The sequence below is a fragment of the Nocardioides sp. YIM 152588 genome (assembly GCF_040191335.1).
Classification (GTDB): Bacteria; Actinomycetota; Actinomycetes; order Propionibacteriales; family Nocardioidaceae; genus Nocardioides.
Genome location: NZ_JBEGDJ010000010.1, coordinates 82,552 through 94,255 on the forward strand (window position 1 = coordinate 82,552; position 11,704 = coordinate 94,255).

General features: G+C 73.3%; 11 protein-coding genes and 1 riboswitch. Of the genes, 1 reads left to right on the forward strand and 10 read right to left on the reverse strand.

Annotated features, from left to right (window positions below; all coding sequences use genetic code 11):
* Positions 1 to 15 precede the first annotated feature (15 nt).
* The 7 genes from ABLM29_RS07610 to ABLM29_RS07640 form a co-directional block, all read right to left on the reverse strand.
* On the reverse strand, positions 16 to 1,374 hold the full coding sequence (locus tag ABLM29_RS07610; RefSeq protein ID WP_349713453.1) for an MSMEG_0569 family flavin-dependent oxidoreductase: 1,359 nt from the start codon (positions 1,372 to 1,374) through the stop codon (positions 16 to 18).
* Between the two features lies 1 nt (position 1,375).
* Complete coding sequence (locus ABLM29_RS07615) at positions 1,376 to 1,669, reverse strand: MSMEG_0570 family nitrogen starvation response protein (RefSeq protein WP_349713487.1); 294 nt, start codon at positions 1,667 to 1,669, stop codon at positions 1,376 to 1,378.
* 1 nt (position 1,670) lies between these two features.
* Complete coding sequence (locus ABLM29_RS07620) at positions 1,671 to 2,612, reverse strand: carbon-nitrogen hydrolase family protein (RefSeq protein ID WP_349713454.1); 942 nt, start codon at positions 2,610 to 2,612, stop codon at positions 1,671 to 1,673.
* A complete protein-coding gene (locus tag ABLM29_RS07625; RefSeq protein ID WP_349713455.1) occupies positions 2,609 to 4,057 on the reverse strand; it encodes an MSMEG_0567/sll0787 family protein in 1,449 nt (482 codons plus the stop codon). Before ABLM29_RS07625 ends, ABLM29_RS07620 begins: the two co-directional genes overlap by 4 nt.
* The gene (locus tag ABLM29_RS07630) at positions 4,054 to 5,208 is read right to left on the reverse strand and encodes an MSMEG_0568 family radical SAM protein (RefSeq protein WP_349713457.1); all 1,155 of its coding nucleotides are present in this window, start codon (positions 5,206 to 5,208) and stop codon (positions 4,054 to 4,056) included. Before ABLM29_RS07630 ends, ABLM29_RS07625 begins: the two co-directional genes overlap by 4 nt.
* Before the next feature lie 10 nt (positions 5,209 to 5,218).
* Positions 5,219 to 5,743 (reverse strand): MSMEG_0572/Sll0783 family nitrogen starvation response protein, encoded by a 525-nt coding sequence (locus ABLM29_RS07635; protein ID WP_349713459.1) that lies wholly within the window; start codon positions 5,741 to 5,743, stop codon positions 5,219 to 5,221.
* A gap of 89 nt (positions 5,744 to 5,832) precedes the next feature.
* Positions 5,833 to 6,660 (reverse strand): amidohydrolase family protein, encoded by an 828-nt coding sequence (locus ABLM29_RS07640; RefSeq protein WP_349713460.1) that lies wholly within the window; start codon positions 6,658 to 6,660, stop codon positions 5,833 to 5,835.
* A gap of 225 nt (positions 6,661 to 6,885) precedes the next feature.
* On the opposite strand from ABLM29_RS07640, the gene ABLM29_RS07645 reads away from it, so the two are divergent.
* Positions 6,886 to 7,233 carry a hypothetical protein gene (locus ABLM29_RS07645; RefSeq protein WP_349713461.1) on the forward strand — a complete coding sequence of 116 codons (348 nt, stop codon included), beginning with the start codon at positions 6,886 to 6,888 and terminating at the stop codon, positions 7,231 to 7,233.
* A gap of 77 nt (positions 7,234 to 7,310) precedes the next feature.
* Here the strand turns inward: ABLM29_RS07645 and ABLM29_RS07650 are convergent, their stop codons facing one another.
* The 3 genes from ABLM29_RS07650 to ABLM29_RS07660 all read right to left on the reverse strand — a co-directional run bounded on the left by ABLM29_RS07650 (position 7,311) and on the right by ABLM29_RS07660 (position 11,704).
* Entirely contained in the window at positions 7,311 to 8,315 is a 1,005-nt protein-coding gene (locus ABLM29_RS07650) for a ribonucleotide-diphosphate reductase subunit beta (protein WP_349713462.1), read from the reverse strand.
* Positions 8,312 to 10,759, reverse strand: coding sequence for a ribonucleoside-diphosphate reductase subunit alpha (locus tag ABLM29_RS07655; RefSeq protein ID WP_349713463.1), 2,448 nt, complete (start codon positions 10,757 to 10,759; stop codon positions 8,312 to 8,314). The genes ABLM29_RS07650 and ABLM29_RS07655 overlap by 4 nt, the downstream gene beginning before the upstream one ends.
* Before the next feature lie 120 nt (positions 10,760 to 10,879).
* Positions 10,880 to 11,108, reverse strand: a riboswitch (cobalamin riboswitch).
* A gap of 86 nt (positions 11,109 to 11,194) precedes the next feature.
* The gene (locus tag ABLM29_RS07660; protein ID WP_349713464.1) at positions 11,195 to 11,704 is read right to left on the reverse strand and encodes a hypothetical protein; all 510 of its coding nucleotides are present in this window, start codon (positions 11,702 to 11,704) and stop codon (positions 11,195 to 11,197) included.

Genomic DNA, 11,704 nt, shown 5'->3' on the forward strand with positions numbered 1-11,704 from the left:
CGACCCCGCTCCCACTCAGCCCGCCACGGCCACGTCGAGCACCGACATGGCGTCGCGCCCCGAGCCGCCGCGCAGCAGCCGCACGATCTCGCCGGCGACGTGCTCGGCATCCCGCTCGATGCCGAGGAAGCGCCCCGACCCCCACGTGTGCAGCCACGGCAGCCCGAGGAAGTAGAGCCCCGGCGTCGCCGTGACGCCGCGGGTATGGGTGGGCCGACCGGAGCCGTCGAAGACGCCGACCCCGACCCAGCGGTAGTCGGGCCGGTAGCCGATCGCCCACACGATGCTGGTCACGCCGGCCTCGGCCAGGTCGAGCACGGCCGGCTCGACGTCGGGCTCCCACACCGGCGTGTACGACGACGCCGGCGGCGCCGCGATGCCCTCGGCCTCGATGTGGCGGTCGATGTCGCGGCAGATCGAGTTGTAGACCGCGTCGGCCCGGTCGAGGGCCTCGCGCACGGTCGGGGCGAAGGTCAGCCGGCCGCCGCCCGGCGCCTCCAGCCCGTCGAGCAGGCCGTAGAGCGCCATCCCCTCGGCCGCGAACTGGCGCAGGTCGATGTCGCGGCCGCCGTCGCGGCCGGTCACGTAGTGGTTGGTCTTCTCCCGCGCGGCCAGGCCGCCGGGGTACTGGGCGACCGCCGTGTCGTAGAGCCCCATGTCGGCCAGCCAGGTCATGCAGTCCCGGCCGCGGTAGAACCGCGCCACCCGCGGGGCGTCGCCGAGCGCGAGGTGCACCCGCCGGCCCGCCAGGTGCAGGTCCTCGGCGATCTGGGCGCCGGACTGCCCGGAGCCGACGACCAGCACCTCCCCGTCGGGGAGCCCGTCGGGGTTCCTGTACTCCGCCGAGTGCAGCTGCCGCACGCCCGGATCGATCGCGGCGGCCCACGGCGGCACGATCGGCTGGTGGTAGCCGCCGGTGGCGACCACCACCTGGTCGGCGTGCCACGTGGTCTCGCCGTCGGGGCCGCGGGTGGTCAGCGTGAACCCGCCACCGGCGTCGCCGGGTGCCGGCGCCCGCTCGGTCAGCGAGGTGACGGTCGTGTGCTCGACGAGCGGCGGGTCGAACGTGGCGGCGTACCCGCCGATCCACTCCACGACCTCGTCGCGGGTCATGAACCCGTCGGGCTCGGGGCCGTCGTACGCGTAGCCGGGCAGCCGGCAGTGCCAGTTCGGGGTGACCAGGGTGAAGGCGTCCCAGCGGGTGTCCCGCCACTCGTGGGCGGCGGTGGCCGCCTCGAGCACGACGTGGTCGATGCCGTCGCGGGTCAGGTACCAGCTGGTGGCCAGGCCCGCCTGGCCGCCGCCGACCACGGCCACGGCCACGCGGCGGACGGGGGTCTCCTCGGCGGGGTTCATCGCTGCTGCTCCGGCCATGTCATCGCTGCTCCTCGGGCAGTGGGGGCCACATCCGGGTCACCTCGACGAGGTCCCCGGCGGGGTAGGCGCGGGCCGAGCGGCGGATCTGCTCGGTCGTGGCGGCGGCGGAGCTGCACGCGAAGCCGAACTTCGCCCGCACCCGGTCGGACGCGATCCCGAGCGCCCGGACCGAGCGGTCCGTGAACTCGGCGACCGTGTAGGTCGAGCCCGCCTCCAGGTGGTCGTGCATCACCAGGGAGGGCGAGTAGCAGTCCTCGGTGCGGCCGTCGGGCCAGCGCACGGTGAAGGTCATCTCAGGCACGGGCGCCCACCGCCTTCGGCAGACCGCGACCGCGACCCGGCTGCTGCTGCGGGTAGAGGTCGGGACGCCGGTCGCCGACGTGGAACATGGCGCGGCGCGCGGTCCGCAGCGCCTCCGGTACGTCGACCTGCGCGACCGCGAGGCCCGGGGCGGTCCCGGTGGAGGCCAGCACCTCGCCGCCGGGTCCGACCACCTTGGCGCTGGCCACGAACCGCAGCGACCCGAAGGTGCCGGCCTGGTTCGAGGCCAGCCATACCACCTGGTTCTCCAGCGCGCGGGCGGCGTCGAAGATGTCGAACCGGTGCGTCCACCGGTCCTCGGCGAGGTCGCCGGCGGTGGCGGTCCGCGAGGCCGGCCAGGCCGAGATGCAGACGATCGTGTCGGCCTGGTCGAGGGTCAGCGCGCGGGCCGCCTCGGGGAACGCCTTGTCGTAGCAGATCAGCAGCCCGATCCGACCGGCCGGAGTGTCCGTGGCGGCGAGCGTCTCCCCGGCCTCGTAGTAGAGCGACTCCCCCAGCGGCTGGTGGATCTTGCGGTAGACGCCGTGGACGCCGTCGCCGGAGACGGCGGCTGCGGAGTTGTACCGCTTGCCGTCGTCGCCCTCGCAGAACCCGACGACGACGGTCATCTCGCGGGCGATCTCGGCGATCCGGCGCAGCTCGGGGCCGTCGACGTCCATCACCGGCGGCATCGAGTCGGGGCGCTCGTCGTGGCTGCCGTCGCGGCCGGCGCCGAGCACGGAGAGGTAGCCGCCGAGGCAGGCCTCGGGGAGCGCGAGCAGTCCGACGCCGCGGGCGCGGGCCTCCTCGACGAGCTCGGCGATGCGGGCCAGATTGGCCCCGACGTCGCGGCCGAAGCTCTCGGCGACGGCCGCCATCGCGGTTCCGGGTGAGCCGGGTGTGGTGCCGGGGAGGCCGGTGGGGGTGCCGGTCATGCTGCTCCCATCCCGGTCACGGGGCCCGCGACCGCTTCGGTGACGACGCCGTCGGGCCAGCGCAGCCCGACGCCACGGCCCGCGACCAGCTCGCCGCAGGGCGCGGAGGTGAGGAACTCCGGCAGGAGTGTGGTGGGGCGGGGCGCCTCCTCGGCCGTCACCAGCGCGAAGCCGGGGAAGCAGGTCAGCCAGTCGCCACGGGTCGCGCCGACCGGCGTCGGTACGGCGGCGACGTCGATGACCGCGCCGCAGCCGCTGGCCTCGGCGAGCATGCCGGTGGTGCCGACCAGGCCCGCCATGCTGACGTCCTTCGCGGCGGTCGGCGCGAGCGCCGGCACGACGCCGCTCAGCGCCCGCAGCTCCGCCGGCGCGCGGTGGCTGGAGGAGTCCCACTGCCGGCCGGTGTAGCCGAGCCGCCAGCCGCCGCCGAGGTCGGCGGTGACCCGCAGCCGGTGTCCCGGCCGCCCGCCACCACCCGGGACGGCGGCGGACAGGCCGGGCGCACGACGGCCGAGAGCGGTGACCGAGAGCGCGGCCGGGACCCCGAGCTGGGTGTGGCCGCCGAGGACCGGCACGCCCCAGGCGCGCGCGGCGTCGTTGAGCCCCCGCAGCACGCGGCGGGCGAAGGAGGCGTCGCGGGCGCCGAGGGCGTCGAGGATCCCGACCGGCTCGGCGCCCATCGCCAGCAGGTCGTTGACGTTGACCAGCACCGCGCACCAGCCGGCCCACTCGGGGTCGCGCTCGACCATCGCGGGCAGGATCGCGTCGCACGCGGCGACCAGGTCGGAGCCGGGGACGGGGGCGCCGTCGTCGCCGACGTAGCCGGGCCCGGCACCGGGCAGGTCCGCGAGGAGCCCGCCGAGCGGCGCCTTGGTGGCCTCGACCAGGCGCTGCACCCGCCCGATCGGCCACTCCACCCGGACGTGCGGCCGGCCGTGCAGGGTGGCCGGGTCGCCGACGGTCCAGCCGAGCCGCCGGAAGAGCACCTCGTTCTGGGCCTGGACGACGGCGTCGAAGCGCAGCGCCCCGGCCTCCTCGGCGCTGGCGCAGGCCGCGCGGACCAGCGCCGCGCCGACGCCCAGGTGGGTGCGGGCGTCGCGGGCGACGACCAGGCGGGACCCCGACCACCAGCCGAGGTCCCGGCCACCCGCGGCGGCGCGGGCGGCGGGGTGCGCGGAGGGGTGCAGCCGGACGCCGCCGAGGACCTCGCCGTCCGGCGCCCGCGCGACCAGCACGCGGGTGCGCGGGTCCTCGTCGACCTCGTCGGCGTCGGAGGCGTCGAACATCGACTGCTCGTCCACGAAGACGTCGCGGCGCAGGCGCCGGTACGCCGCCAGGTCGGCCGGCGTCTCGGCCGGCACCACCACGTAGGCCTCGGCGTCGACGTGGGCGGTGAACCGCGGTCCGCCCGCCAGCACCACCTCGTGGGCGAGCAGCCCGCTCATGCCGACCTCCCGCACGCCTCGGCGCATCCGGCCCCATGACCGGACGCGTCGAGCTCGGCCTGCGCCGCCCCGAGCGCCGAGCAGGCCCCGCAGGCCGCGCAGCCGGCGGCCTGGCCGGCGCCGGTCATCCCGGCCCGGTCGAGCGCCGCGGCGACCCGGCGGGTGATGTCGTAGGTGACCTCGCGCGGCGGCGGCACCGTGCCGTCGACCTCGACCGCCAGGGTGCCGGCGATGGGCCGGAACGGGACCACGAACGGGTAGACGCCCATCGCGATCAGCTCCTCGGCGCCGGCGACGAGCTCGTCGGGGTCCTCGCCGAGGCCGATGATCAGGTAGGTCGAGACCTGGTTCCAGCCGAAGACCCGGACCGCCTCGGCCCAGGCCGCGCGGTACTCGGCGAGCGGCACCGAGCCCTTGCCGGGCATCACCCGCCGGCGTACCCCGTCGTCGAGGGACTCGACGTGGATGCCGATGGAGCGGGCGCCGGCGTCGTACAGCTCCTGGAGGGTGGCCAGGTCGCCGGGCGGCTCGCACTGCACCTGGATCGGCAGGTCCGGCAGCACCGCGCGAACGGCCCGGACGCAGCGTGCCAGGTGGGTCGCGCCGCGGTCGCGGCCGTTGGAGGTGCCGGTCGTCATCACCATCTGGGTGATGCCGTCGAGCTCGTACGCCGCCCGCGCCACCTCGGCGATCTGGGCCGGCGTCTTCACCGCGACCGTCGCCCCCTGGCGCAGCGACTCCTCGATGGCGCAGAAGCGGCAGCGCTCGGCCTCGTCGTACCGGACGCAGGTCTGCACGACCGTCGTGGCGAGCACCCGGTCGGAGTGCAGCCGGGCGATCTGCTCGTAGGGGACGCCGTCGGCGGTGGTCAGGTCGTAGAAGCGGGGCCGCGCCACGGCCTCCACGCCGACGCCGGTGTCGGCGCCGTCGAGGAGGAGGCGGCCGCCGCGCACGGTGTAGGGGCTGCGGGGGCTGAGCGGGATGGCCGCACCGACGCCGTCGATCAGCACGTGCCCGTCGTCGCTGGGCCCGGCGCCGGCGCGCCGCGAGACCGGCGCGTCGAGGAGCCGGATGCCCTGGATCGCGACGTCCACCCGAGTGGTCGCGGCGCCGCCGGGAGCCGTGCTGGGGTCGGGGGTCGGTGCGGTCATCGTCGCCCGCTCAGAGGTTGTAGGTGCTGTTGATGATCGCGCCCTTGCGCGCGAAGTGGATGACCGCGTCCTGCACGTCCAGCGGGTGCGCCGGGATGATGCCCTCGATCAGGTCCTCCTCGCGGCAGCCGTGCAGCGCCATGCCGAACCGGCAGCAGAAGACGGTGCCGCCCTCGGCGATGAAGGTCTTGATGGAGTCGTTGAGGTTCTGGTTGCCCGGGAAGGCGACGTCGCCGGTGGTCGGGAAGCCGCGGGTGTCCATGCAGGCCAGGGCGCCGGGGCCGTAGAAGTAGATGGCCGACTCGAACCCCTTGCGCAGGGCCCGGGTGGCCTGCAGGACGGCCACGAAGCTGACCGACGACTCGTGCGGGATGCCGTGCACGAGCGTCAGGTAGGACTCGCCGTCCTCGGCCTGGTAGTCGGGGAAGATCTTCGTCGATCCGTAGAGGTTGGTGCCCTTGGCCTGGGAGGGGTGGGGGACCTCGGCCACGGACTTCTCCATGTTGGCCAGGATCTCGTCGTCGAACATCGGCATCGCTTACTGCTCCTCGGGTGGAGTTTCTGGTGGGTGGTGGGACAAGCGGTGCTGCTCCCCGCCGGCTCTCGGTCGTCGAGCGTCAGCTCTCAGTCGTAGAGCGCCGCGAAGTTCTGGTGGAAGAAGGCGTCGGCGAGCTCGCCGTCGCCGACGGCCGCCCGCAGGCGGTGGTACTCGCCCTCGACGTCGCCCCAGGGCATGTCGGTGGCGAAGAGGATCCGGTCGTGGCCGACGCCGCGGCGCTCGACCTCCCGGACCAGCCAGGAGGGCGCGAACCCGATCGACCAGGAGGTGTCGGTGTAGACCCGCTTGCCGGCCTCGATCCAGTCGAAGAGCCGGCCGCCGATCAGCTTGAGGTGGCCGCTCATCCCGCCGCCGAGGTGGACCAGGTGGATCTTGGTGGCGTCGCCGTACTTCTCGACGAGGGTGCCGACCTGGTCGACGTCGCTGGCCGCGCCCGGGCTGGTGTGCACGTGGACGACCAGGTCGTGCTCGGCGGCGGTGGTGAAGATCCGGTCCAGCTGCTCCGCGCAGTCGGGGTCGGTGGGGCTGCCGCCGAGCAGGAAGCTGGTCTTGAGGGCGCGGACGCCGGGCTCGCCGACCAGCGCGAGCGCCGCGTCGTTGCGCGCCGCGTCCCCGGCCTTCGGGCTCACCCAGAGCCCGCAGCGGACCCGCTCGTCGGCCTGCGCCGCCTCCAGCGCCAACGGGTTGAGGTCGAAGGCGACGTCCGGCACCGGCACGCCGTAGTTCGGCAGCACCAGCGTCCGGTCGATCCCCTCCTCGTCCAGCCCCTTGAGGAACTCCGCGACGGTCGCCCGCGCGGTGGTGTCGGGGCGGATCGGAGGCCCGCCGTAGAAGCCGTACGCCGGCAGCGCACCGATGTGCCGGTGGGCGTCCAGGAGCGGCGTGCGGGCCATGGCTCCAGCGTCGGAGCGGGGCGTTTCGAAGTGGTTTCTGCCGGAATACGTTGCTGGAGCGAGCGCGTCGCGGCGGCGTTACCGGTCGAGCGCGGGCGCGCACCGGCGGGTAACACGGCCGCGGGGAGCGGTCCCCGGGCCCTCCGGCATTCGCCGGCGGCGATGCCGCTCGGCCGGATAGTGTCGGGCGAACTCGCCGGTCCGCGCCACGTCACGGCGCGCTTGATGACTCACAACGACTCTCCCGGCGACCCTTCCCGCCCTCGCCCGACCGACCACCGCCGGCTGTCCGATCGGTGGCCCGTCCTGGCCGGCGAGCTCCGCGACGCACTCACAGCGGCGCGGGAGCCCGCGCTGGCCAGCCAGGTCGACGACCTCGTCGTCGTCCAGTCCTGCGGGTGCGGCGACGACTTCTGCCAGAGCTTCTACACCGCGCCGAGGCCGCGCGGCCCTTGGGGCCCCGGCCATCGGAACCTGGAGCTCGCCGCGCCGTGGCGCGGGCTGCTGATCCTCGACGTGCTGGACGACAGGATCGTGTACGTCGAGGTGCTGGACCGCCATCCCGTGACCTGATCCCGGTCGGGTCGTGTGCCCCAGACACCGCCATAGCGGGTGCTGGGGCACACGACCCTGCCCAGTCGGCGCCGGACTCAGAACTCCTCGTCGAAGCCCACGGTCCCGCTCACCCCCACCTGGTAGGCCGAGACCCGCCGCTCGAAGAAGTTCGACAGCTCCTGGACGTCCTGCAGCTCCATGAACGCCAGCGGGTTGGCCGACCCGTAGATCGGCTCCAGCCCGAGGCGCTGCATCCGGCGGTCGGCGACGTGCTCGAGGTAGCTGCGCATGTCGGCGACCGACAGGCCGGCCACGCCCATGCCGAGCAGGTCCTCCGCGAACTGGGCCTCGGCGTCGACGCCCTCGATCAGCATCTGCCGGATCTGGGCGGCCATCTCCTCGTCGAAGAGGTCGGGCTCCTCCTCGCGGACCGTGTCGACGACGTCGAAGGCGAACGCCATGTGCATCGACTCGTCCCGGAACACCCAGTTGGTCCCCGACGCGAGCCCGTTGAGCAGCCCGCGCGAGCGGAGGAAGTAGACGTAGGCGAAGGCGCCGTAGAAGAAGAGGCCCTCGATCACCGCCGCGAAGCAGATCAGGTTGAGCAGGAACGCGCGCCGGTGCTCGCGGGTCTCCAGCCGGTCCAGCTCGAAGACCGAGTCGATCCACTTGAAGCAGAAGTCGGCCTTGTGCTTGATCGACGGGATGTTGTCGACCGCCGCGAACGCCTCGTGCCGCTCGCCCTCGTCGGGGACGTAGGTGTCGAGCAGCGTCAGGTAGAACTGCACGTGCACGGCCTCCTCGAAGAGCTGCCGGCTCAGGTAGAGCCGCCCCTCGGGGGAGTTGATGTGCTGGTACAGGTTGAGCACCAGGTTGTTGGCGACGATCGTGTCGCCCGTCGCGAAGAACGCGACCAGCCGCGAGACCAGGTGGCGCTCGGCCTCGGTCAGCCGACCCAGGTCCGCCAGGTCCGAGTGCAGGTCCACCTCCTCCACGGTCCAGTTGTTCTTGATGCCGTCGCGGTAGCGCTCGTAGAAGTGCGGGTAGCGCATCGGGCGCAGGGTCAGGTTCATGCCGGGGTCGAGCAGCATCTGGTTCATTCGCAGGCCTCGCAGGTCTCGGGGTTCTCCAGCGAGCAGGCGACGGCCGCGCTCGCGGTGACGGTCTCGGTGATGTCGGGGGCGGGGGCGGCGACCGCGACGGTCGCCTGCTGGATCCGGGTCGCGGGGCGCGAGCGCAGGTAGTACGTCGTCTTCAGGCCGCTGCGCCAGGCGTAGGCGTACATCGACGAGAGCTTCCCGATCGTCGGCGCGGCCAGGAAGAGGTTGAGCGACTGCGCCTGGTCGATGAAGCCCTGCCGCTCGGCGGCCATCTCGATCAGCGCCTTCTGCGGCAGCTCCCACGCGGTGCGGAAGAGCGCGCGCACGTCCTCGGGCAGCTCGGCGACGCCCTGGACCGACCCCTCGGCCCGCTTGATCGCCTCCCGCACCTGCGGCGTCCACAGCCCGCGCTCCTTCAGCTCGCGGACCAGCGCCGAGTTCACCTGGAGGAACTCCCCCGACAGCGTCTCCCGCTTGAACAGGTTGGAGACCTGCGGCTCGATGCACTCGTAGCAGCCGGCGATCGAGGCGATCGTCGCCGTCGGCGCGATCGCGACCAGCAGCGAGTTGCGCAGCCCGTGCGCGGCGACCCGCTCCTTCAGCGCCGCCCACCGCTCCGACTGGGTGACCGTGGCACCCCACAGGTCGGGGTGCAGGTCGCCGCGAGCGGCCCGCGTCTCGTCGTACGCCGGGTGCGGGCCGTGCTCCGCGGCCAGCTCGCACGAGGCCTCCAGCGCGGTCAGGTAGATCTCCTCCGAGATCCGGGTCGACAGGGCGCGGGCCTCGGCGGAGTCGAACGGCAGCCGCAGCGCGAAGAAGACGTCCTGCAGCCCCATCAGCCCGAGCCCGACCGGCCGCCAGCGCGGGTTGGACGCCGCCGACTCCGCGCTCGGGTAGTAGTTGATGTCGATCACCCGGTCCAGGAACGGCACCGCGGTGCGGACCGTCGCGCGCAGCTTCTCCCAGTCGACCCCGACCTCGGTGGTTGAGGTGCGAGCGGAGCGAGCCTCGAAGCCACCGACCAGGTGCTGCGCCAGGTTGACCGAGCCGAGGTTGCACACCGCCGTCTCGCCGTCGGAGGAGACCTCGACGATCTCCGTGCACAGGTTCGACAGGTGCACCACCGGCTGCCCGGGACCGGGGGTGTCGGTGGTCTGGTTGCAGTGCCGGTTGGCGGCGTCCTTGAACGTCATCCAGCCGTTGCCGGTCTGCGCGAGCGTCCGCATCATCTTCGCGTAGAGGTCGCGCGCCCTCACCCGGCGCACGTAGCGACCCTCGGCCTCGGCGGCCCGGTAGGCCTCGTCGAACGCGGTGCCCCACAGGTCGGGCAGCTCGGGGGCCTGGTCCGGGTCGATCAGCGACCACGTCTCGTCGGCCTCGACCCGGCGCATGAACTCGTCGGGGATCCAGTTGGCCAGGTTGAGGTTGTGGGTGCGCCGCGCGTCCTCGCCGGTGTTGTCCCGCAGCTCGAGGAACTCCTCGATGTCGGGGTGCCACGGCTCCAGGTAGACGCACGCCGCGCCCTTGCGCCGGCCGCCCTGGTTGACCGCGGCCACCGACGAGTCGAGCGTGCGCAGGAACGGCACGATGCCGTTGGACTGGCCGTTGGTGCCGCGGATCAGCGCGCCGCGGGAGCGGACCCGGGAGAAGCCGATGCCGATCCCGCCGGCGAACTTCGAGAGCCGGGCGACCTGGGTGTAGCGGGAGTAGATGGAGTCCAGCTCGTCGCGGGGGCTGTCGACGAGGTAGCAGGACGACATCTGGGTGTGCCGGGTGCCGGAGTTGAAGAGCGTGGGGCTGCTCGGCAGGTACGCCAGGCTCGCCATCAGCCGGTAGAAGTCGATCGCCTCGGCCGGCATACGGGAGAGGCCGCAGGCGACGCGGAGCAGGAAGTACTGCGGGGTCTCGATCACCAGCCGCGTCGTCGGGTGGCGCAGCAGGTAGCGGTCGTAGACGGTGCGCAGCCCGAAGTACTCGAACCGGCGGTCCGCGTCGTGGTCGATCGCGAAGTCGAGCTTGCGGGCGTTGTCCTTCACGAACGCCGCGGTCTCGTCGCCGATCACGCCCTCGGCGTGGCCGAGCGCGATCGACTGGCTGAACGAGGCGACGCCCTGGTTGCGGACCTCCTTCTCCACGTAGCCGGCCAGCAGCCGGGAGGCCAGCCGCGAGTACTGCGGCTCCTCGCCGATCATCTCGGCGGCGGTCTGGATCGAGAGCCGGTCCAGCTCGGCGGTGGTGGCGCCGTCGTACAGGCCGCTAATGGTGCGGGTGGCGACGCGCATCGGATCCACGTCGGGCAGGTCGCCGCTGACCCGGTCGACGGCGCGGACGATCTTGGTGACATCGACGGGCTCGTGCTCGCCGTTGCGCTTGCGCACCTGCATCCCGGTGCGGCTCGGTGCCCCTGACGCCTGGATCGGGGTGGGGGCTTCGGTGACCGTCATAACTCTCTCCTCGCGAGGTCGGTCCCTGGGGTCCGGGTTCGCGGGAGAGGACGGCGCGGTCGCCGAGGTCGTCGACTGCCAGCCGTCGGCCGTCCCACGAGGCCTCGGACCACCGCACCCGGCGGGTGCGGTGCGCTGGCAGGTCTTCGGACTCGCGGGCACGCCGCACGACCCGGCTCACGCCGGTCGCTCGACCCCTACTGGCCGTCGCTTCCCGAGCTCGCGCTCAGTGCTGATGACGGCGGTCGTTCCCACTCACCGCTGCGGGGCAGTCCCGGACTCACACCGGGTTCCCTCTTGCCTCGACGTCCCTGGCTGGGGCGCCGAACCAGCTGCGTCGACCACCATATGTGGGCGCCCACCGCATTCGTGGGACCACATCTTGGGGCGGCGTGTCCCCGGCGTGTCGCCGGCGTGTCGATCGGCGTGTCGCGCTCAGACGAGGGCGACCGGCACGATCGCGGCCGCCATCAGGCCCGCCGAGCCGACCGCCGCGGCCCGCTCGCCCAGCAGCCAGCCACGGCTGTCCACGACGCGGCGCCACATCGCGACGGCGTACCCGGCTGCCACGACGACCGCGACGCCGGCGACCGGCCACAACACCGTCGTCGCCACCGCGGTCGGCCCATGCTGGTGACCCACACCGGGGACCGCCATCAGCGCGGTGAGCACCGCCATCAGCGCCAGGCAGCCGAACCGCTCCGCGGTCATCGGGTCGCCGCGGCCGGCGAGCAGCGTCGCCGCTGCCGCCACCACCATCACCGCGGCCCAGCCCAGCGCCGGCAGCAGCAGCCCGCCGAGCATCATCGTGTCGACCATGCCGACCCCCATCACCAGCATGGCGACCGGCGTGAGCCGGTCGCCGTACTGGTGACGCAGGCAGCAGTAGGCGGAGACCACCGCGAGCGCGGCGGCCCCGACCATCAGGTCCTGGTGTCCGGGCAC